22 protein-coding genes are annotated in these 20,883 nt (G+C 69.1%); 12 read left to right on the top strand and 10 right to left on the bottom strand.

What is annotated here, in order from left to right; translation table 11 throughout:
- Positions 1 to 13 precede the first annotated feature (13 nt).
- Positions 14 to 1,315 carry an ABC transporter substrate-binding protein gene (locus tag ON19_RS30040; protein ID WP_043700394.1) on the bottom strand — a complete coding sequence of 434 codons (1,302 nt, stop codon included), beginning with the start codon at positions 1,313 to 1,315 and terminating at the stop codon, positions 14 to 16.
- Between the two features lie 121 nt (positions 1,316 to 1,436).
- Here ON19_RS30040 and ON19_RS30035 point away from each other — a divergent pair, with 121 nt between their 5' ends.
- Positions 1,437 to 2,279 (top strand): DUF2786 domain-containing protein, encoded by an 843-nt coding sequence (locus tag ON19_RS30035; RefSeq protein ID WP_227954520.1) that lies wholly within the window; start codon positions 1,437 to 1,439, stop codon positions 2,277 to 2,279.
- Positions 2,280 to 2,403: 124 nt separating this feature from the next.
- Positions 2,404 to 2,916: a TIGR04338 family metallohydrolase gene (locus ON19_RS30030; protein ID WP_043700291.1), complete on the top strand. Its 513-nt coding sequence runs from the start codon at positions 2,404 to 2,406 to the stop codon at positions 2,914 to 2,916.
- Between the two features lie 447 nt (positions 2,917 to 3,363).
- On the opposite strand, the gene ON19_RS30025 is transcribed toward ON19_RS30030, so the two are convergent.
- Positions 3,364 to 4,329 carry an o-succinylbenzoate synthase gene (locus ON19_RS30025; protein ID WP_043700290.1) on the bottom strand — a complete coding sequence of 322 codons (966 nt, stop codon included), beginning with the start codon at positions 4,327 to 4,329 and terminating at the stop codon, positions 3,364 to 3,366.
- A 105-nt stretch (positions 4,330 to 4,434) separates the two neighbouring features.
- On the opposite strand from ON19_RS30025, the gene ON19_RS30020 reads away from it, so the two are divergent.
- Positions 4,435 to 4,845, top strand: coding sequence for a hypothetical protein (locus ON19_RS30020; RefSeq protein ID WP_043700288.1), 411 nt, complete (start codon positions 4,435 to 4,437; stop codon positions 4,843 to 4,845).
- A 45-nt stretch (positions 4,846 to 4,890) separates the two neighbouring features.
- Positions 4,891 to 5,229 (top strand): hypothetical protein, encoded by a 339-nt coding sequence (locus ON19_RS30015; RefSeq protein ID WP_043700286.1) that lies wholly within the window; start codon positions 4,891 to 4,893, stop codon positions 5,227 to 5,229.
- A gap of 131 nt (positions 5,230 to 5,360) precedes the next feature.
- Here the strand turns inward: ON19_RS30015 and ON19_RS30010 are convergent, their stop codons facing one another.
- A complete protein-coding gene (locus ON19_RS30010; protein WP_043700284.1) occupies positions 5,361 to 6,530 on the bottom strand; it encodes a thiolase family protein in 1,170 nt (389 codons plus the stop codon).
- Between the two features lie 99 nt (positions 6,531 to 6,629).
- Between ON19_RS30010 and ON19_RS30005 the strand changes: the two genes are divergently transcribed.
- Positions 6,630 to 7,160 (top strand): winged helix-turn-helix transcriptional regulator, encoded by a 531-nt coding sequence (locus ON19_RS30005; protein ID WP_174377744.1) that lies wholly within the window; start codon positions 6,630 to 6,632, stop codon positions 7,158 to 7,160.
- Between the two features lie 116 nt (positions 7,161 to 7,276).
- Here the strand turns inward: ON19_RS30005 and ON19_RS30000 are convergent, their stop codons facing one another.
- Complete coding sequence (locus tag ON19_RS30000; RefSeq protein WP_043700387.1) at positions 7,277 to 8,359, bottom strand: ABC transporter ATP-binding protein; 1,083 nt, start codon at positions 8,357 to 8,359, stop codon at positions 7,277 to 7,279.
- Between the two features lie 183 nt (positions 8,360 to 8,542).
- On the opposite strand from ON19_RS30000, the gene ON19_RS29995 reads away from it, so the two are divergent.
- The 6 genes from ON19_RS29995 to ON19_RS29970 all read left to right on the top strand — a co-directional run bounded on the left by ON19_RS29995 (position 8,543) and on the right by ON19_RS29970 (position 13,788).
- On the top strand, positions 8,543 to 9,337 hold the full coding sequence (locus ON19_RS29995) for an LLM class F420-dependent oxidoreductase (protein WP_043700282.1): 795 nt from the start codon (positions 8,543 to 8,545) through the stop codon (positions 9,335 to 9,337).
- Positions 9,338 to 9,484: 147 nt separating this feature from the next.
- Positions 9,485 to 11,281, top strand: a complete 1,797-nt coding sequence (locus ON19_RS29990) for an ABC transporter substrate-binding protein/permease (protein WP_043700279.1) — start codon at positions 9,485 to 9,487, stop codon at positions 11,279 to 11,281.
- Complete coding sequence (locus ON19_RS29985) at positions 11,282 to 12,007, top strand: amino acid ABC transporter ATP-binding protein (RefSeq protein WP_043700276.1); 726 nt, start codon at positions 11,282 to 11,284, stop codon at positions 12,005 to 12,007.
- 109 nt (positions 12,008 to 12,116) lie between these two features.
- Positions 12,117 to 12,413 (top strand): hypothetical protein, encoded by a 297-nt coding sequence (locus tag ON19_RS40790; RefSeq protein WP_083899704.1) that lies wholly within the window; start codon positions 12,117 to 12,119, stop codon positions 12,411 to 12,413.
- A 32-nt stretch (positions 12,414 to 12,445) separates the two neighbouring features.
- On the top strand, positions 12,446 to 13,285 hold the full coding sequence (locus tag ON19_RS29975) for an alpha/beta fold hydrolase (RefSeq protein ID WP_043700273.1): 840 nt from the start codon (positions 12,446 to 12,448) through the stop codon (positions 13,283 to 13,285).
- Positions 13,286 to 13,383: 98 nt separating this feature from the next.
- Entirely contained in the window at positions 13,384 to 13,788 is a 405-nt protein-coding gene (locus ON19_RS29970) for a nitroreductase family deazaflavin-dependent oxidoreductase (protein ID WP_043700270.1), read from the top strand.
- A gap of 38 nt (positions 13,789 to 13,826) precedes the next feature.
- On the opposite strand, the gene ON19_RS29965 is transcribed toward ON19_RS29970, so the two are convergent.
- The 5 genes from ON19_RS29965 to ON19_RS29945 all read right to left on the bottom strand — a co-directional run bounded on the left by ON19_RS29965 (position 13,827) and on the right by ON19_RS29945 (position 19,456).
- Positions 13,827 to 14,066 (bottom strand): hypothetical protein, encoded by a 240-nt coding sequence (locus ON19_RS29965; RefSeq protein WP_043700267.1) that lies wholly within the window; start codon positions 14,064 to 14,066, stop codon positions 13,827 to 13,829.
- Positions 14,067 to 14,285: 219 nt separating this feature from the next.
- The gene (locus ON19_RS29960) at positions 14,286 to 15,542 is read right to left on the bottom strand and encodes a CHAT domain-containing protein (protein ID WP_043700265.1); all 1,257 of its coding nucleotides are present in this window, start codon (positions 15,540 to 15,542) and stop codon (positions 14,286 to 14,288) included.
- Entirely contained in the window at positions 15,539 to 17,065 is a 1,527-nt protein-coding gene (locus ON19_RS29955) for a tetratricopeptide repeat protein (protein ID WP_043700263.1), read from the bottom strand. The genes ON19_RS29960 and ON19_RS29955 overlap by 4 nt, the downstream gene beginning before the upstream one ends.
- Before the next feature lies 1 nt (position 17,066).
- On the bottom strand, positions 17,067 to 18,089 hold the full coding sequence (locus ON19_RS29950; protein ID WP_043700261.1) for a hypothetical protein: 1,023 nt from the start codon (positions 18,087 to 18,089) through the stop codon (positions 17,067 to 17,069).
- Positions 18,089 to 19,456 carry a hypothetical protein gene (locus ON19_RS29945; protein WP_043700259.1) on the bottom strand — a complete coding sequence of 456 codons (1,368 nt, stop codon included), beginning with the start codon at positions 19,454 to 19,456 and terminating at the stop codon, positions 18,089 to 18,091. Before ON19_RS29945 ends, ON19_RS29950 begins: the two co-directional genes overlap by 1 nt.
- Before the next feature lie 260 nt (positions 19,457 to 19,716).
- Between ON19_RS29945 and ON19_RS29940 the strand changes: the two genes are divergently transcribed.
- On the top strand, positions 19,717 to 20,331 hold the full coding sequence (locus ON19_RS29940) for a DUF8020 domain-containing protein (RefSeq protein ID WP_043700257.1): 615 nt from the start codon (positions 19,717 to 19,719) through the stop codon (positions 20,329 to 20,331).
- 212 nt (positions 20,332 to 20,543) lie between these two features.
- Here the strand turns inward: ON19_RS29940 and ON19_RS29935 are convergent.
- Positions 20,544 to 20,883, bottom strand: a 340-nt coding sequence (locus ON19_RS29935) for a DoxX family protein (RefSeq protein WP_043700254.1), incomplete at its 5' end; no start/stop codon positions are given.

Here is a 20,883-nt window from a genome sequence, read left to right as displayed (position 1 = left end):
CGCGCTCGATCACTTACGATCCGGCGGTCTCGATGCCCTTTTGCATACCGGTGATCGCGTCGTCGACGGACTTGGTTCCGTTCAACGCAGCATAGGCGTTGTCCTGGATGGCCTTGCTCACCGCTGGATAGAAGGGTGTCACCGGGCGCGGGACCGCGCTGGCGATGGAGTCCTTGAGCGCGGGCAGGTAGGGCATCTTCGCGATCAGCGCCGGGTCGTCGTACATGGACGCGCGTACCGAGGGCAGCGCGCCGGAGGCGACGATGTGCTGCGCGTCCTCGCTGATCAGGAAGCGCAGGAAGTCCAGCGCGGTGGCCTTGTTCTTGGAGTACGCGCTGATCGCCGCGTTGTAGCCGCCGAGGGTGGAGGCGCCGACGCCGTTGTCCCCCGGCAGCGGAGCGACCGAGAACTTGTCCTTCACGGCGGAGGCCTCGCCGCCGACGTCACCGAAGGTGGACGGCCACGAGCGCAGGAACATCAGCTTGCCCTGAGCGAAGGCGTTGCTGGATTCCGGCTCCTTGAACGTGATGGCCTCTTTGGGGATGTCGCCGTTGTTGAACGCGTCGACCAGCACCTTCAGGCCGGTGCGCGACTGCGCGCTGTTCACCGTGGGGGTCTTGCCGTCGGCGCCGACGAAGCTGCCGCCGTAGGCGTTGATGACCTCGGCCGCGTTCACGGTCAGGCCCTCGTAGGGCGCGAACTGACCCGCGTAGCAACCGATGTTCTGCTGGCGCGCGATCGGGCACTGGGCCAGCAGTTCGTTCCAGGTCTTGGGCGGGTTCGGCACCAGGTCCTTGCGGTAGAACAGCAGGCCGCCGTTGGTGTTCCGGGGTGCGGCGTAGAGCGTGTTGTTGTAGGTGGCGCTGGCGACCGGCGGCGAGAGCAGCGCGCTGGTGTCGATCGCGAAGGAGTCCTTCAGCGGCTGGATCCAGCCCTTGGCGGCGAACTCGGCGGTCCAGGGCACGTCCAAGGCGACCACGTCGTAGTTGGACTGCTTGGAGCGCATGTGCTCGACCAGGTCGTCGTACTGCTGCGAGGCGTCGTTCGACTGTTCCTTGAACGTCACCTGCTCGTCCGGGTGCGCGGCGTTCCAGCGCTCGATCAGCTGCTTGACCGCGCCGGTCTCGGTGGTGTCCTTGCCCTCGACGTAGGTGATCGGACCACGTCCGGTGAGGTTCTGGCTGGTCGGGCTGCCGCCGCTGTCGCTGGAGCAGGCACTGGTGAACGTCGCGGTCAGCAGCCCGACCGACGCGACCGCGACCGCGGCCCGTGGCACGAGCGTCGCACGTAGGGACGACACCTTCTTCACAGCCATCGCAAACACTCCAGGATCGTTCGTGAGCGGCAGCACACCCTGCCGGTGCACAAGGCAAGATACATGGTGTCGATCCGGCATGCGGGACAGTGGCGGGAAGTCGCCCATTAGGCTGACGGCGATGACTTCGCCGAACGCGGTTCCCGATCGGATGCTCACCCGCATCGGTGGGTTGCTGCGCAAGGCCGAGTCCACGGACAACGAACACGAGGCCGAAGCGTTCCTCGCCGCGGCTCAGCGGCTGGCTACGAAGTCGTCCATCGACCTCGCCGTGGCGCGGGCGCACATCGCGGGACGCGAGCGCAGGCCCACCCCCGTGCAGCGGATCATCCCGATCGGCGAGCCGGGCAAACGCGGGTTGCGCACCTACGTGCAGTTGTTCGTCGCGATCGCTGCGGCCAACGACGTGCGCTGCGATGTTGCCAGGACATCGACGCAGATCTACGCCTACGGTTTCGACTCCGATATCGATACCTGCGAGGCGCTCTACGCCAGTCTGATCGTGCAGATGGTGCGCGCGTCCGACCAGTACATCAAGTCCGGCGCCTACCGATCGGCCACCGTGGAGAAGATCGTGGTGGAGAAGCGGTGGGGCCGCCAGGTCCGGCGGCGGGTGCAGGCGCCGGTGGCGGGCGTGACGGCGCGGCTGAACTTTCAGATGGCGTTCGCGGCGCGAATCGGGCGGCGGCTGGCCGAGGTGAAGGCGGAGGTCGAAGCCGAGGTGTTGCCCGGGGACGGGCGCGCGACCGGCACCGCGCTGGCGTTGCGCGACAAAGAGATCGAGCTCACAGATTTCTACGCCCGGACGTCGGAGGCACGCGGCACCTGGCGCGGACCGCAGGCGTCGACGGGACATTCGGCGGCGGCGCGGGCGGCGGGCGATCGCGCGGGCCGGGCCGCGCGGATCGGGACGTCACCCGAACTCCCTGCCGCCCGTGCGAAATTGACCTCCGAAGGCGGCTGATCGGCGTGCGCATCGCGGGCTGTCCGGTGCGAGCGGGCGACCTCGACCGGGTGTGGCCGGCCGTCGTGCCGGCGCGGGTCGGCAACTTATCGGTGCTCGCCGCGGTGCGATCGGTGTCGCGGCGATGACGGTGCGCGATGGTCAGCGCGCCAAGGTGTACGACGCCGAACAGTTGGTGCGCGGGGTGTTCGATCGCGCGGACGAGTACGGAACGCGCACTGTGGAACTCTACGGTTCGCATCTCACACTGCCGATCGAGCGCCGCTTCGCCTCAGTGGAATCCGTGCAGAGTTATACGGACAAAGTGCTGAACCTCAATTGGGTGCGGGCGCGCTGGGATCGAGCCGCCGTCGCGGTGCGCGTCCGCTCGCGCGCCGGGACCACCGCCGCGCACTACGAGGCGGCCGAGGCCGTCCTCGCCGTTCCGCTGCACACCGGCGGCACCGCCTGGGCGCTGCGGGAACTGGTGATCCTGCACGAACTCGCGCATCACCTGGAGCCCGCCCCCGGATCGGTGGCCGCGCACGGTCCGCAATTCTGCGATCGATATCTGGAACTGGTCGACGGGGTCGTCGGTCCCGAGGCGGCGCTGCTCTTGCGCACCACCATGCTGGGCTGCGGCGTGCGGATCGGGTGAGTCGCCGATCAATCATGTGAACGACGAGCGGAAGAGCTGTCGGCTGCGATGTCGTCTCTCGCGGGCCACGATTCGCGATCGGGTCGGAGCGTTCCAGCGTGCGCAGTCGGAGTGCTGACCGGAAAACGATGTCCGGAGTCGCGGTCGGCGGGGGCCGTTACACCAGTACGGCGATTTCGGCCCCAGCGGGCAGCTGGTCGGGGCCCTCGGTCGCGCCGGCCGCGTTGTTGATGGCGGTCAAAACTCGTGACGCCGTTGGCGAAGAAGGTGTTCACCACTCGGCGGAGGCGGGGCGCGATGGTCGAGCGCAGGTGCCTCCTTCGTGCGGCCGCCGCACGGACGAGGCGCTGCGTGTCCGGGAAATAGGCGGCGTCGCGATGGAGTGTCGCGCGTACCGTTGCCAGGGCGGATGGCAGCGGTCTGCGCCTTGTTATTGCGCGGGGACTATCAGAGCAGGGCGGTGACCCGGGCCAACCGCTCATGCCACCACGCGGTGCGTTCGGCGTCGGGGTGGCGGTGGCGTTCCAGCAGGTCGGGGTCCGGTGCGGGCGGGGTGCGCAGGACCGGGAGGTAACCGTCCGATGGGCGCAGGGAGCCCGGCGTCACGTCGCCGGTGAGCAGGCTCAACGTGCCCAGACCGCAGGCGAAGTCGAGTTCCGGGAGCGCGCCCGCCAGGGCCAGCTGCGCGGCGAGGCCGACGCTGGTCTCCAAGGCGGAGGAGACCACGCAGGGCAATCCCGCCGCCTCCGCTACCTGGAGGGCGCGGCGGACGCCGCCGAGCGGCGTGCACTTGAGGACGGCGATGTCGGCGGCACCGGCGACCGCGACGCGCAGCGGGTCCTCGGCCCGGCGGATGGATTCGTCGGCGGCGATGCGCACGTCTACCCGGCGGCGCACCGCGGCGAGTTCCTCGATGGTCCGGCACGGCTGTTCGACGTACTCCAGCCCGCCCGCGGCCTTGTCGATGCGCTCGATGTGGCGCACCGCGGTGTCGACATCCCAGACCGCGTTGGCGTCGACCCGGATCGCGCCGTTCGGGCCGAGCGCGTCGCGCACCGCCTCCACCCTGGCCAGATCCTCCGCGAGCGATTCGGGATGGTCGGCGACCTTCACCTTGGCGGTGCGGCAGCCGGATCGACCGACGATCGCGTGCGCCTGCTCCGCGTCGACGGCGGGCACGGTGCAATTGATCGGAATGCGATCCCGCACCGGTTCGGGCCAGCCTATCGTCACCTGCTCGATGGCGGTGGCCAGCCAGGCGGCGGCCTCCCGGTCGTCGTACTCGGGGAACGGGCAGAACTCGCCCCACCCGAGCGGTCCGTGGATCAGCATTCCCTCGCGCACCGTGATGCCACGGAAACGGGTGCGCATCGGGATGGCGTAGACGACGTTCTGCTCTGCGGAGTCGCTCATCGCCGCCCAGCTTATTCGGCCGCTGCGGCCGATCGGGGGATTGCGCATGCGGACTCGAGTAGTTTCCCGGAGTCGGGGTGGCGCCCGAAGCGGGATCGTCGAGGCATGATCCAGACCGGTACCGCGCAGCCCTGGCCGCCTTACGGCCCGGCCCCGGGGCCAGGGCAGTGGCCCGCCGGGCAGCGGCCGGTGCGAACTTGGGACGTGGTGCTCGCTGTCGTGCTGTATTGCGTCGCGGCTGTCCTCGGACTCGCCGCCGCCTACTTCACCGTTTTCTTCGCCTTCGCCACCGATCCGTGTGGGCCGGACAACTGCCGCACCGACTACTTGGGCTGGGCCTTCGCGGTGTCGTGGGGCGGGACCGCGTTCGCGATCGTCGGCGTGACCGGCATGCTCATCCTGGCCGCCGTCAAGCGCTGGTACATGTGGTACTGGCCGGTGCTGGCGATGGTGCTGATCATCGCCTCGTTCTGCGGCGGCCTGGCGCTCGCGTCCAAGGTCTACCCGGGAGCCTGAGCCGTTCGAAATGCCGTGCGGTCGCGCGCCGGTCATCCTGAAGGTATGGCGTGGCGGTTCCGGCGGCGAATGACCGATGCCTTGCGCGTGGCGCTGGGTTCGGTGATCGTCCTCGGATTCGGCTGGCTGATGGCGTCTTTCGTCCCGCTCTACGAAGTGCTCGCGCGCGACGGCCGTGATGGCCGCGGTGTCGAGTATCTGCCGTGGGCCCAGGTCATCGCGTGGACCGGCATCGCGGCGTCGGTGCTCGCGGCGGTCGCCGCGGTGCTGGAGAAAGTGCGCGACAAAAGGCCGATCGCCTGGACCCCGCTCATCGCAGTCCCTTTGATCCTCGAGTCGTGGTTGGTCGGCTTCCTGATCGCGGTCGTAATCGTGTCGTATTAGTTGGCCGTGACTTCGTCGTGGCGTGTTCGCCTGGAACGGCGACGAACTCGCGGCACCGGCCGCGAGCGGTGCGCCACCGGCGAGCGTGTTCGCCTGGACCTCGACGGACACGCGGCGCCGGTGGCGTGGGGTCACAACCTTTCGATGATGGTGGCGTTGGCCAATCCGCCTGCTTCACACATGGTTTGCAGGCCGTAGCGGGCGCCGCGTTCCTGCATGGCGTGTACCAGCGTGGTCATCAGGCGTGCGCCGGACGCGCCGAGCGGGTGGCCGATGGCGATCGCGCCGCCGTTGACGTTGACCTTCGCCAGATCCGCGCCGGTGTCCTGCGCCCAGGCCAGCACCACCGGTGAGAAGGCCTCGTTGATCTCGATCAGATCGATGTCGGACAGCTGCAAACCGGCGCGCCGCAACACCTTCGCGGTCGCCGGGATCACGGCGGTGAGCATCAGCAGCGGGTCGTCGCCGGCCACCGCGAAGCTGTGCAGCCGGGCCAGCGGCCGCAAGCCGAGTTCCTTCGCGCGCTCGCTGGTCATGATGAGCACCGCCGCGCTGCCGTCGCTGACCTGGCTGGCCGTCGCCGCCGTGATCGCCCAGCCGATCTGCGGGAAGCGGGCGGCCATGGCCGGGTCGTAATAGGCGGGACGGAGTGTGCCCAGGGTCTCCAGCGTGCTGCCGACCCGGATGCCCTCGTCGGTGGCGAGTCCGTTGATCGGCGCGAGTTCTTCGGCGAACGAGCCGTTCTTGGTGGCGAGTGCGGCTTTGTCGTGGCTGGCGAGTGCGAACTCGTCCAGTTGGGTACGGGTGAGCCCCCACTTGGCCGCGATCAGCTCGGCGCTGATGCCCTGCGACACCAGGCCCTCCGGGTATCGCTCGGCGAAGCCGACGCCGGAGATGTCGTCCGAGCCGACCAGATTGGCGCCCATGGGAATCCGGCCCATCGACTCCACGCCCGCGGCGACCACGATGTCGTAGGCGCCCGCGATCACGCCTTGCGCGGCGAAGTGGATCGCCTGCTGGCTGCTGCCGCACTGCCGGTCGACGGTGGTGGCGGGCACGGATTCGGGGTATCCGGCGGCCAGTGCGGCCCGCCTGGTCATATTCGCGCCCTGCTCGCCGAACTGGGTGACGACGCCGCCGATCACGTCGTCGATGAGGGCGGGATCGATCCCGCTTCGCTCCACCACTTCGCGCAGGCTGTGGGCCAGCAGATCCACCGCGTTGACATTGTGCAGTGCGCCGTTCGGCTTGCCTTTGCCGATCGGGGTGCGTACCGCTTCGACAATCACCGCGTCTCTCATGGTGCTTCCTTCCGGACCGAGAGCCCGGCCGCCATGCCTGGCTCTATCAACACATAGTCAGAGTACATCTGACAATAGTCGAGGCAAGTCAGCATCGGTATGATGTTCGTCATGGCAGCCGTGATGGAAGGACCGTTGGCCGATCTCAGTGCGTGGAAGGCCGAGGAATGCTCGATCGCGAAGGCGATGGACATCGTCGGCACGCGCTCGGCCGTGCTCATTCTGCGCGAGGCGTACTACGGGACCCGGCGCTTCGACGGGTTCGCCGGCCGGGTCGGCATCACCGACGCGGCCGCCGCCGCACAGTTGCGCAAGCTCACCGAGGCGGGCTTGCTGACGAAACAGCCCTACCAAGAGGAAGGCAAGCGCACCCGGCACGAATACGTGCTCACCCGGATGGGGCGGGATCTGCTGCCCGCCGTGCTCGCGCTCATGCAGTGGGGTGACGCCTACCTGCAACCGGGTCCCGCGCCGCTGCTCTTGGTCGAGGAGGCGACCGGCGCTCCGGTGCGGGTGCAGGTGCGCAGCGCATCCGGCCGCGAGATCGAACTGGAGGAACTCGGCGTGCGGCTCAACGAGGAGTATGCGCGGCAGCGGCGCGAACGCCGCCGATCGAACGCGACGGACTGATCGCACCGGGCCCGCTCACGGCGCGAGCGAGACGCGGGCGCACTCCGTCGCCGGGGTGCGGGTCGGTGAGCGGCCCAGCGGCGAAACCGCCGAGCTGAGCCGCCCCCGGCGGTGAGCTAGTTGAGCCTGCGCCCGTCGGTGTCGAAGAAGTAGATGTGCTCGGCGTCGGTGGACAGCCGCAGGTGCGTGCCCTTCGCCGGCGGATTGCGCCAATCCGCGCGCGCCACAATGGTTTCCGCGGCGCCGTTGGTCGCACCCTCGGCCACGGTGCGGCCGTAGATGTAGGCGTCGGAACCGAGTTCCTCCACCACGTCCACCTCCATCTCGATGCCGGAGCCGTCGCCGAGCTCGAAGTGCTCCGGCCGGATGCCGACCGTCACGGTGGCCCCCGCGGCATCCGCGACCGTCCGCGGCAGCGCGAGCGCGTGCCCGCCCAGCTCCACCCGGCCATCGGCCACGGGGAGCGTGAACAGGTTCATGGCCGGTGAGCCCATGAACCCAGCGACGAACACGTTGGCCGGATCGCGGTACAGGTCGCGCGGCGTGGCGCACTGCTGCAGCAGGCCGTCCTTCAGCACGGCGACGCGATCACCCATGGTCATCGCCTCGACCTGGTCGTGGGTGACGTACACCGTCGTGGTGGCGAGCCTGCGCTGCAACTGGGCGATCTGCGTGCGGGTCTGCACGCGCAGCTTGGCGTCCAGGTTGGACAGCGGCTCGTCCATCAGGAACACCTGCGGCTGGCGCACGATGGCCCGGCCCATCGCGACCCGCTGGCGCTGACCGCCGGACAGCGCCTTCGGTTTGCGATCCAGGTAGGGCTCCAGGTCGAGCAGTTTGGCCGCCTCCAGGACCCGCTTCTGCTTCTCCGCCTTGGCGACCTTGGCCAGTTTCAGCGCGAAGCCCATGTTCTCCGCGACGGTCATGTGCGGGTAGAGCGCGTAGTTCTGGAACACCATGGCGATATCGCGTTCCTTCGGCTCGGCGTGCGTCACGTCGTTGTCGCCGATCAGGATGCGGCCGCCGTTGACCTCCTCCAGCCCGGCGAGCATGCGCAGCGAGGTCGATTTCCCGCAGCCGGACGGGCCGACCAGCACGAGGAACTCGCCGTCCTCGATCTCCAGATTCAACCGATCCACCGCGGGTTTGGCGGAGCCGGAGTAGAGCCGCGTCGCGTTGTCGAAGGTCACCGTGGCCATGCCGAATTCACATCCCATCCCGGCAGGAACGTGCCGGACGATCCGAGTAAGGGTTGAGCGGCGATCCTATCCGGCCGGGCGACGATGAGCCACGTCAGCGCCCGCACCGAGCGGCTACCTGCGGGTGTCCGACCGCGCCGGTAGCCTCGGGGCGGGGGCAGGCCGAGCGACGAGGAGCATGCCATGAGTCGTCCAGTTCGTATCGGAGTTCAGCTGCAGCCGCAGCACGCGCCCGAATACGGGCTCATCCGCGACGCGGTGCTGCGCTGCGAGGACGCGGGTGTCGACATCGTGTTCAACTGGGATCACTTCTACCCGCTCACGGGGGATCCCGACGGTGCGCACTTCGAGTGCTGGACGATGCTGGGCGCGTTCGCCGAGCAGACCGAGCGGGTGGAGATCGGCGCGCTGGTCACCGGCGGCGGTTACCGCAATCCGGATCTGCTGGCCGATATGGCGCGCACCGTCGACCACATCAGCGGCGGCCGGCTCATTCTCGGTATCGGCGCGGGCTGGTTCGAGAAGGATTACGACGAGTACGGCTACGACTTCGGCACCCCGGGCAGCAGGCTGGAACTGCTGAAGGAGAACCTGGCCCGGATCAGCGCCCGGCTGCCGAAGCTCGAGCCGCGCCCGAACCGCGACCTTCCGATCCTGATCGGCGGAGGGGGCGAGAAGAAGACCTTGCGGCTGGTCGCGCAGTACGCCGACATGTGGCACACCTTCGCCGACCTGGACGTGCTCGCGCACAAGAACAAGGTGCTCGCCGAGCACTGCGCCGCCGTCGGCACCGACCAGGCGCGCATCGAGCGATCGGTGCAGTGGCCGGGACTGGCGAAGGCGCCCGCGTTCGTCGAGGCGGGCGTGACGACCTTCACCCTCGGGGTCAGCGGACCGGACTACGACCTGAGTGAAGTCGCGACGGCCGTCCGGTGGCGCGACGAGGTGAACCCGGAGCCGGTGAGCGGACTGGCCTGAGCCGGATTGCCTGGCGGTCGGCGCGCCGCGGCGCGGAATTCGGATCAGGCTGATCGAAATCTCGACCGCAGGCCGGGCATGGCCGCGCGGGCACCCGCCTCGGGGTAGCTGTGAATTAGCAGATTCTCGCGGCTAGGGTTGTCCGTCATGGCTGTTCTGCCCGCTGTGCGGTCTCGTGCGTTGATCGCCGTGCTATTGCTTGCCGTCGGTCTCAGCGCGACGGCGTGCGGTTCCGGCTCCGACGACGCGGCCACCGAGCGCAACCTCTGCGCACCGCCCGGCTTGGCCGCCGCCTCCGCCGCGCCCACCAACCTCGCCGAATCGGCCGCCGCGGGCAGCGACCGCTACACCACCGCGACCACCGTGGCGCCGACCTCGATCGACCTCTCGAAGCTCGGATTGATCACGCCCGGCAAGCTCAGCGTCGGCACGCTCTCCGACGCCCCGCCGAGCATCTGCGTCGACCGGCAGGGCACGTTCACCGGCTTCGACAACGAGCTGCTGAAGGCGATCGCCGCCAAGCTCGGCCTCCAGGTGGAGTTCTCCGGCACCGAGTTCGCCGGGCTGCTCGCCCAGGTGTCCGGCGGCCGTTTCGACGTGGGCTCGTCCAACATCACCACTACTGACGCGCGCCGCCGGCTGGTCGGCTTCACCAACGGCTACGACTTCGGCTATTTCTCCCTGGTCGTGCCGAACGGCAGTCCGATCAAAGGGTTCTCCGACCTGAACCGCGGCACCCGGATCGCGGTGGTGCAGGGCACGGTGCAGGACGAGTTCGTGGTGAACCAGCTGCGGCTGGACCCGGTGAAGTTCCCGGACTACAACACCGCCTACGCCAACCTGAAGTCCGGCCAGGTGGACGCCTGGGTCGCCCCGTCCGCTCAAGCGGAAGGCGCGATCGAGCCCGGTGACGGAATATCGGTGTCGCAGAACACCTTCAGCCTGGACAACTTCGTCGGTTACGCGGTCGCCAAGAACAACCAGCCGCTCATCGACGCGCTCAACAGCGGTCTGGACGCGGTGATCGCGGACGGCACCTACGCCGAGCTCTACGCCGAGTGGGTGCCCCGGCAGCTGCCGCCGGGCTGGAAGCCGGGCTCCAAGGCCGCGCCCGCCCCGCAGCTGCCGGACTTCGCCGCGCTGGCCGCGGGCAAGCAAACGGGCGAGTCGGAGCAGAACGCGCCGAAATCCACCGTCCAGCAGTTGAAGGACACGTTCTTCGATTGGTCGCTGTACCGCAAGGCTTTCCCCGACCTGCTCGAGACCGGTCTGCCGAACACCTTGATCCTCGCGGTGGTTTCGGGTGCGCTCGGCACCGTCCTCGGCATGCTGCTCGCGGTCGCCGGAATCTCGCGGACCCGCTGGTTGCGCTGGCCGGCAAGGGTGTACACCGATATCTTCCGCGGCTTGCCCGCCGTGGTGATCATCCTGCTGATCGGTCTCGGCGTCGGCCCGGTGGTGCGCAACCTCACCGGCAACAACCCGTATTGGCTCGGTGCGGTGGCGCTGGCCTTGCTCGCCTCGGCTTATATCGGCGAGATCTTCCGCTCCGGTATCCAATCGGTCGAGGCCGGGCAGCTGGAGGCGGCGCGCGCGATCGGTTTCGGTTACCGCCAGGCGATGACGCTGGTGGTGATCCCGCAAGGCGTGCGCCGGGTGCTGCCCGCCCTGATGAACCAGTTCATCGCGCTGATCAAGGACTCGTCGCTGATCTACTTCCTCGGCCTGCTCGCCACCCAGCGCGAGCTGTTCGCCGTCGGCCGCGACCTCAACGCGCAGACCGGCAATCTCTCGCCGCTGGTGGCCGCCGGACTGGTCTACCTGATTCTCACCGTCCCGCTCACCCACCTGGTGAACTACATCGACCGCCGGATGCGGACCGGCCGGCCCGACCGGCCGATCGACCAGGTGGAGGCGGCCACGATCACGGAAGGGCGCGGATAGATGAGTGCCTCCCTCACCGGTACCGGACTGCATCTGACGCTGGGGCACAACCACGTGCTGCGCGGGATCGACATCCACGTCGACGCGGGCAAGACCGCTACCGTCATCGGGCCGTCCGGCTCGGGTAAATCGACCCTGCTGCGGGTGCTGAACCGGCTCTACGAGCCGGACGAGGGCGACGTGCTGCTGGACGGCAAGTCCGTGCTCACCGAGAATCCGGACCGGCTGCGCCAGCGCATCGGCATGGTGTTCCAGCACTTCAACCTGTTTCCGCACAAGACCGTCGCGGAGAACGTCGCGCTGGGACCGCGCAAGCTGCGCGGGCTGTCCAAGGACCGGGCGCGGGCGCTGGCCGTCGAGCAGTTGGAGATCGTCGGTCTGGCGGACAAGGCCGATTCCAGGCCTGCCAACCTGTCCGGCGGGCAGCAGCAGCGCGTCGCCATCGCGCGGGCGCTGGCGATGCAGCCGGAGGTCATGTTCTTCGACGAGGCCACCTCGGCGCTGGACCCCGAGCTGGTGAAGGGGGTGCTCGCGCTGATGGCCGACCTCGCCTCCGGTGGCATGTCGATGGTCGTGGTGACCCACGAGATGGGCTTCGCCCGCTCGGTGTCCGACAGCGTGGTGTTCATGGACCAAGGGCAGGTCGTGGAGACCGGCACGCCCGACGCTTTGTTCGACGACGCGCAGACGCCGCGATTGCAAAGGTTCCTCTCCCAGGTGCTCTGAGTCGCGCGGGACGATCCAGCACACGCATGGCAATCTTCATTGATGCGCATCTGCTAATGTATCGATCATCACGATTCCAGCTATCCGATCAAGGAAAGAGGGAAATTCGATGACCACAGCACACGCGCAGCACACCGGCCACGACCATGTGCACGGCCCGGATTGCGGGCACACGGCGTTCCAGCACGGTGATCACATCGACTACGCCCACGATGGTCATCTGCACCGCGAACACCAGGGACACTACGACGAATGCGAGCGTGCCGGGCACACCGAGTGCGCCGATCATCCGCATCAGCACGGGCCGAACTGCGGCCACGAGGCCGTCCAGCACGGCGACCACGTCGACTACGTGCACGACGGGCACCGCCACGCCGCCCACAACGGCCACTTCGACGAGCACTGATCGCGTCGGTACCCGGTTCTAGAGTCGGGCGGGTGATCGAAGAACTCGAGATTCGCACCGAGGCAGGCACCTTCGACGTACTGGCCGCCGGCGCTCCCGGCGGCCGGGAAGTGCTGTTGCTGCACGGGTTTCCGCAGGGTGCGCGCGAGTGGGAATTCCAGCTCGGCCTGCTGGCCGACGGCGCATGCCACGCCGTCGCGCCCGACCAGCGCGGGTATTCACCGGGGGTGCGCCCCGAGCGGGTCGCCGAGTACCGGCTCGAGGAGCTGGTCGGCGATGTGGTGGCGATCGCCGGCGCGCTGGGATGGGAGCGCTTCGACCTGATCGGCCACGACTGCGGGGCGTTGGTCGGGTGGGCGGTGGCCGCCGAACTGCCGGAGCGGGTCCGCACCTTCAGCGCGTTGTCGCATCCGCATCCCGCCGCGCTCGCGCAGGCGATGGCCGAGGACGAGGACCAAGCGCAGCGCTCGCACTACCTGACCCGGCTGCGTGAGCCGCGCACCGCGGAGCGGACCTTGCTCGCCGACGACGGGGCCGCGTTGCGCCGGATCTTCGAGTGGAAGGTTCCGGAGGAACGCGTCGAGGACTATGTGCGCAGGCTGGCCCAGCCCGGCGCGCTCACCGCGGCGCTGAACTGGTACCGCGCCATGCCTCTCGGAGGTCCGATCGGCCCGGTGGAGGTGCCCACCCTGTACGTGTGGGGCACCGAGGACGCGACCGTCGGGTCCACCGCCGCGCTGGCCACCCAGAAATACGTATCCGGCCCGTATCGCTTCGAGATGCTCGAGGACGTCTCGCACTGGATTCCGGAGGAGGCGCCCATGGAGCTGGCTCGGCTGCTGATCCAGCACCTGCTCGCCCACCCCGGCTGAAATGCCCTGGCGCCGCCGCCGATCCCGGCGTTTCCCGGACAGGGCGTGCGACCGGAGAGAAAGCTGATCCTCGTCCACCACATCCCGGGAGGTGAACCGTGGACGTCAAGGAAATCAACAGGCGAACCATCGCGCAGTTCCGAGCGGGCGGCGAGATCGACGGCATGCAGCGCGACCGCCTGGTCTTGCTGACCACGACCGGCCGCAGCACCGGCGCCCCGTACACCACGCCGATGATGTTCCACCGCGACGGCGACCGGCTGTTGATCGTCGCTTCCAACATCGGCGCGCCGAGACACCCCGACTGGTACCTGAACCTGCGGAAAGACCCGCACGTCACCGTCGAGGTGGGCGAGGAGACCTATCCTGCGCTGGCCACCCCGCTGACCGGCGAGGACCGTGCCCGCACCTGGGCGATGCTGAAGAACACCTATCCGTTCTTCGCCGAGCACGAAATGGCCACCTCCCGCGTGATTCCGGTGGTGGCCCTCACGCGGGCGTGACGAGGCGGCTCAGCACCGCGCTGCGCACCGGCGACCGATCAGCGGGCCGCCGTGTCGGTGTGGGAAGCCGTCGCGTCGACTCGGCGGTCCGCGACCAGGTCGAGCAGCGCGGTCAGGTTGTCCGGGTCGGCGGGGTCGAGGGCCCCATCCGGTAGGGCCAGTTCGGTGAGCCGTTGCCCCCGGTGGAAGGCGGCGGGGCGCAGCGGCGGCGCGTCGTCAGGTTGTCCGAGGATGGTGGCGAGGTTTCCGTCGTTGTCGTAGACGGCGTAGTAACGCATTGTTGGGCTCCTCAGAGGCCGGTCGAGGCGGTGGTCCGACTGGTGTAACTACGTCTCCTGCTCAGAACTCGTGATGGCTGACGGCGTTCGAGCTTATCCACACGTTCAATGCTGAGTGTTGGTTTGCGCAGTAGTAGCGTTACCCGTTTTCTCGCGAATATCGCGGCATCGTCGCACGTAGAGCGGTATATGGAGACTCGGGAGTGGGATTTGCCCGGGTCAGGCGCACACGGTCGCGAATGCCGCCCACAGCACCGGGGAATGCTCGATCCGGCCGGTGTCGCGCCAAGCGGCCAGGCGTTCGCGCTGCCATTCGGCCAGCGCGGTCACCGGATCGGGTTGTTCGTGCGCGCTGTCGATGGCGCAGACGGCCTGTTGCAGCGGTTGGGCCTGCGGCGGCGCGCCCGCGACGCGCTGGAAGGCGAAATCGGTGGGCAGCGCCCACCTGCTCGCGGTGACCAGTTCCGCACCGCCGTTGATCATCGCGGCGGTCAAACCGAGCGCCTCGCTGAACCGCAGGTCGCCCCCGCTCTCGCAGGCGATCAGCGCGACCCGGCTCGGCATCGGCCACAGCTGCGGCCCTGCAACCGGATCCGCGTCGATGGTGTGCGTGCCGAGCAGCAGGTCTTTGGCCGAGAGCGGCCGGTGCGTGCGGGACGCCTCGGCGAAGCCGACGGCGTCGGCGGTGCAGGCGAGATGCAATTCGGCATCCTCGCTCCGGCCGGATTCGGGTGCGGCGGCGGTGACGTGCCCGACGTAGACCAGGCGGCTCGCGCCCGCGCGCAGGGTAGCGCCGAGCCAGGCGCGGTCCACGTCGGTGCGCCGGAAAGCGTCCACCGGATTCGGTACCGCCGGACGCAATCGGTCCTGCGCGGCGTAAGTCGCGATCCGTTGCGCGAGCGGGGCTTCGGCGGTCATCCGGCCCAGTACAGAACCGAGCGTCGAATCGGCGCGGAAGCCGGGTATACGCGGATCCAGCACCGCGACGACCGGAAGCGTGGCGCTCTTCGTCCACTCGCGCGCGATCCGTCCCGGCGCTTGCACGACACTCGCGGGAGCGAGCAGGCTGACGTCGGCGATGTCGATCAGCCGGACATCGCGGTCGGGCGCGATGAGTTCCCACGGCACCTGTGCCAGACGCGGTGACGGTTGCAGCCGGATATGCGGGCGCACGCCGCCCTGCCACAGCTCGTAGAGCTGTGCGGCCAGGCCGTAGGGCAGCAGCGCGCGGGAAAGCGCTTGCGCGACGGCGTATTCCCGCTCGTAGTCGGCGAACGCGCCGGTGGTGAGGGCGTGCGTGAGACCACCGGTCTCGGCGGGCCGCGGGAGCGCCTCGGCGAGCAGTCCGACTGCCCGCACGGCCGCGTCTTCCGGAAGCACGCCCGCGCCGCGGGGCGCGCTGTCGTCGACCCACCGCCACGACACGTAGACGTCTCCCGCGTCCGCCATGCGGACGAGCACGGTCGGTCGCGTCATACCGTCAGCACCCGATCGTCGCGGATCACCCGGCCGTAGCGCTGTTCGGCGGCGACGATGAACGGCGCGAGCGCGATCCGGTCTTCCGCGGCCAGCGCCAAGCGCGGCGGCGGCGCGACCGGCAGGCCCGCTCCGGCCGCGACCTCGGCCAGGGCGGCGCCCAGTTGCAGGGCGGCTCTGCCGGGATGATCGATGAAATCCTCCGGTGCGTCCAGCAAATCGAGCGGAAGCCGCGCAGGAGTATCCCGCTCCGCTCTATCGATGGCTAAAGTAGTTCCAGCACACTGCGTTTCGATCAGATCGGCGACGAGCACGCCATTGCCGGACAGGTAGGCGAAGCGGAACGCCAGCCGCATGGCGGGGTCGGCGATCTGCCGGTTCCACTGCTCGCGCTGTGTGCCGTTCGGCAGGGTGTAGCGCACGGCGTCGATGGCCAGTGCGGCCGGAACGGCGATCCCGACCGCCTGCGCGAGCATCTGCGCGGGTGGCGATTCGGTCGCGCTGATCGCGCCTTCCAAGAGCGTCGCGTGCCAGAAATCGAGTTGAGCGCAGTGCAGTCCGAGCCCACGCTCGGCATAGGTCGCGAACGCCGCGGCGAGCAGCCGCTCGGATTCGCCGGCCCGGCCGGTTCGGAAGGCCACGGTAGCCAGCCTGATGCGTAAATCGGCTGCGTCGAGCACGGCGCCGGACGCGACGAAATACGCCAAACTCCGTTCGTAGCAGTCCTCGGCGACCGCCAGATCGCCGCGGCCTTCGGCGAGGAACCCCATGGTCTTGAGGCCGACTCCGGCTCGGTGCCCCAGACCGGCCCGCTCGAAATACTGCTGACTCGATCGCAGCGGCGCCTCCGCCTCGTCGTACCGCTCGATGCGAACGAGCATGATGGCGAGGTTCTGTTCGGTCTCGGCGACCGCGTTCCGATCGCCCGCGGCCTCGAACGCGGCCAGTGCCTGCTGCGTGAAGTCGACGGCCAAGTCGCGGCGTCCGGTCTCGAAATAGGTGGCGGCGAGATTCATCAGCGGGTGACCGGCCAGCTGCGGCGCGAAATGCCGTGCCGCTTCCAGCGATTCGGTGGCGAGTTCGGCCGCGTAGGCCCAATCGTGCCGGTGCAGCGCGACGGCGGTCAGCGAGAGCAGGCAGGCCACGCGCAGCACGCCGAGGTCGGTGTCGGTGTTGTCGGCGAGCAAGGCCCGTGCCTGCTCCAGCGCCGCTTGCGCTTCGTCGAGCTCGCCGAGATGCTGGAGCGCCTGGGACATGTTGACCAGGGCGTTCGGACGCAATCGCGGTGCGTCATCCGGCATCTCGGCCAGGGCCGAGCGGTAGAGCGCGAGTGAGGCGGCGTGGTCGCCGAGTTCGTCGGCCATGCTCGCGGCATTGATGATCGCGCCGAGCCGGATGTCGCCCGTGGTTCGTTCGGCGGCATCTTCGAAGAGCCTCTTGGCCTCGACCGTGTCCCCGCGGGCGTACGCGTCGGCGCCCGCGGCGAGCAGTTCACGGCCGTCGCCCGCGGTCTCGTCGGCCATGTCAGAAGTCCGAATCCGACGCGGCGGCGGCGACTTCCGCCAGCAGCGGTGCGTCTACGGAGGTGTCGGGTGTGTCGGCGGTGCGCCGCAGCCGTGCCGCGACCAGTTCGCGGATCCGCGCGCGGCGGGCCGCGGCGTCCGGCTCCTGCTCGTCCACGCCGACGCCCGGCACATAGACACGTACGGTCACGCCCGCTTCCGCACCGGCCGGTGCCGTGGTCTCGGCCTGCCACAGATCGCCCTCGCGGATCAGCGGCACGTCCGTGGCATCGGCCGCGGTGCCGATCGCGGCTCGGGGACGCAGGTGTGCCGGGATGTTCGCGGCCGACAGCGGCGCCGCGACCGCGCTCACCCGCACGATCGTCGTGCCCGCCTCGCGCACCACTTCCCAGGACACAGCGCGTTCGGAGGCGTCGAGCAGCCCGGGCGGGCAGCGATTCCAGTCCCAGCCCGCGGTGCCTCTGGCCAGGACGAGGGCGCCGGGCGCGACGATCGTGGCCGGTCCCGCGGCCAGCGCGTAGTCCTCCGCGCGGCCGAGCGCCTCGGCGGGGGTGCGCTCCTCGGTCACCGCGTCGGCCCCGTCGACGATCAGGTCGCATTCCTCGCTCAACGTGGCGATTTCGTCTTCCAGCAGGCTCTCGTCCAGCGGGGCGATGCCGTCCAAGGTCGACGCGGGCCACCAGCGCGCCGCCCAGCGGGCGTAACCGAGCCGCCACGCGCGCGCGGCGAGGTCCGGCAGCGCGGGCTCGGACGGGAATTCCCCTTCGCTCGCGACGGATTCGTCGAGTGCGAGGGACACCTCCGGGCCGTACACCGCCCAGATCCACTCCTGCGCGAGGGCGAGATCATCGATCACCGCCGCCGGTGTCACCTGCCCGGCGAGCAGGCTCCAGGTCAAGTGTCCGCCCGCCACCTCGAGCACGAGCACGTCCACCCCGGGCTTGTCGTCCACCACGGTCGGAGCGTCGTCCGGCGCGATGATCCACAGGTCGTCTCGGCGGCGGATGCGTACGGTCGTGCTCATCAGCTCGCCTTCGATTCCGCCGCGTCCGGCTCACCCGCGCCCGCGCGCACACTGAGCGCCCGCTTGACCCGCGTGCGATGGTCCAGGATGACCGACCGCGCCACACCGTCGAGCAGATCCCACAGTTCGTCCGGATCATGGATCGCGAACTCCCGCACATCTCTGCCGTGCAGGCGAACCCACAATCGGCGCAGGTACGGCCGCCACGGCGTGATCAACTCGGCCGCGATCGCGGCCAGCGGACCCGCGGGTGGTTGCGCGGGGTCGGCGCTCACCACCAGCCGCCGGGCCTGCAGCACGTAAGCCTCCCGCTGCCAGCGGCTGTTGACCACGTGCTGCGCCGTGGATCGTGCCGCGCCCGAAGCCGTTTCGGCCAGACGCAGCCGCGGTCGGGCCTCCCGCGCGCGGCTGTGCTCGATGGGCGACAAGCCGGTCGCCAGTGCGGTGCCCGCCGTCGCGGCCACGCGCAGCGACTCCTCCAGCAGCGCCCAGGGCGCGCAGCTCCTGGCGATCTCGGCGTCGACCAGCTCGGGGATCGGCGGCAGCTCCGCACGGTCGGTGGATGCTTGCAGCACGGTGAACACCCGCTCGTAGACGGTGCGATCGAACGGAAGCCCGAGCGTCGATTTCGAGGCCGAGGAGCCGATCGCCGGACGCAGCGGCACCGGGTGCGTGGTCAGCCCGAGTTCCTGGGCCGAATTGCCGGAGGTGTCCTGCCACAACCGGATTCCCGCGTGGGTACCGGCATGGGCGGCGACCAGCCGATCCAGCGCGGGTTGTCCATCGGCGGCGTCCCGGCCCAGTCGTGCCGCGGCGCAGGCTTCCAACAGCGCGGCCACCTCGGCGGCATGGTCGGCACCCTGCGGTCCGGTCGGCGGGCGTCGCCGCCAGGCCAGCTCGAGCAGTCCGGCCAGCTCGCGCTCCCGGGCGCGGTCGGTCAGGTATTCCTTCAGCGCTTGGGTGGTGCGCCCCGCGGTGTACTCGTGGATCTCCCGCAGCGCGTCCTCCGCGGCCGCGCGTGCCCGTGCCGGATCCGGCATACCCGAGGTGGTCGCCAGCTCGAAACAGCGCTGGAAGTACAGATCCTGTGGGTGCCCCTCGGTGATCCGCAGCGTGCGCCGCACCTGCTTGAGCACCGTGAACCAGGCCGCCGTCGCACGAAGCACATCGGCCGCGGCCTGGATGCGCGCCTCCAGCAGCACCGCGCCGTCGGTCGTCAGGATCGGCCCCGCACACGAGGGATGTTGCACGGGGCGGATCACCAGCGGGTCGAGCACGAGCTTCACGGTCCGGCGCAACGGGCCCCCGTGCGGGCCGCTGAGCGGCTCCACGCCATCGAGCCTGCGCCACACCTCATCGAGCACCATGGCGCGCGGTCGTCGCATGGGCGCATTGTATTGCCGCGACTTCGTCCCGGCGTGTTCACGGCCCAGCTGGAAGACGGGATTGCGCGGGGGCATGGCTGGTCGCGCTGCATGCGCGGAGTACTGTGCTCCAGCCGGTCACATGGGAAACAGGAGTGCGGTTACTTCGGACTGTGTGTGGCGTACCACACATCACTGAATTCGACGCCTAAGGTCTGACTCGGTCCGCCCATCAGGGGCAGCTGAGTGGAGGGATTCGAAGAATGAAGTTCGAGAAGTTCACCGCTGCCGTTTTCATGGTCATCTCGGCCGTGGGTATCACCGCGGCGACCGCCCATGCAGAGCCGGCCGTAACCGAGCAACCGAACGCGGTCACCGTTCGGGACACAACTTCCGGTGTGGATCACGGAATCAACTACCGGATCACCGTTTCGCCAGTCGACAGGGTCATCAGCGCCACCGTCGAGAATGGCAAGTTCGAGATCGCGCGGAACGGTGCGGTGGTGCTCGAGTCCGGCGACGGAGCGGAGGTGACCGAAGTGCCGCAATGGTTCGCCGTCGACGGGCGTTCGATCGCGATTGCGCAGCAGATCAGTGCGGACGGCCGCACCCTGACGCTGACACCGACGGCAGAAGATAGTGCGCAACCGAAGGACATCAGCTCCTACGACCGGCTCAAGGAGCAGATCAACAAGAATATGCCCGGCGTCGTCACCGGTGCCATCGTGGGCGGCCTCCTCGGGGCTTGCATGTTCCTGATCTGGGGGGTCAGCATCCCCGTGGGTGTGCTGATCGGTGGAACCGTCGGCGGATACGCCATGGGCGGCCCGGAGTTCCTCGACGCCGTACAGGCGTTCGTCACCAACCAGGGCAGGTGAATCAGCGGCCAAGTGGTGGTCCGATACCGGACTCTCCGCAGGCCATCGAGACATTTACCTGCGGCCACCTGGTGCGGCGCCCGGGCCGGGCCGCCGCGGACCAGATGGCCGCTGGATCGATCGCCGCCAACCCGACAGGCGATCGATCCGGGAACGCACGACCGGCGATCGGTGGGTTCGGCCACCGATCGCCGGTCGTGCTCATGGATTTATCATCGCGACAGCCAGGTGCGCAGATCGGTGATGGTGGCGCGCCGCTCGTAGGCGATCCAGGCGAAGATCGCGGCCAGCACCAGCGGGAAGATCCCCATCGAGGGCTTGTCGGCGATGAAAGCCTGCGTCCCGGCGGCGAGCACGGTGAGAACGGACAGACCCGCGGCGGCAAGGGCGCTGAGCCGTGGCACCATCAGCCCGATACCGCCTGCGACCTCCACGACTCCGATGAAGATGAGCAGCCCGAGGGGGATGGTCAGATTCTCGGGGGCGTTGTCCGCCAAGGTGTTCGGGATAACGAGCTTCGGACCGCCGGAGGCGATGATGAAGAACAGGCCG

The organism is Nocardia abscessus NBRC 100374 (genome assembly GCF_000308455.1).
GTDB lineage: Bacteria > Actinomycetota > Actinomycetes > Mycobacteriales > Mycobacteriaceae > Nocardia > Nocardia abscessus.
Note: the sequence above shows the minus strand (reverse complement) of the source record. Positions and strands in the feature narration are given on the sequence as shown.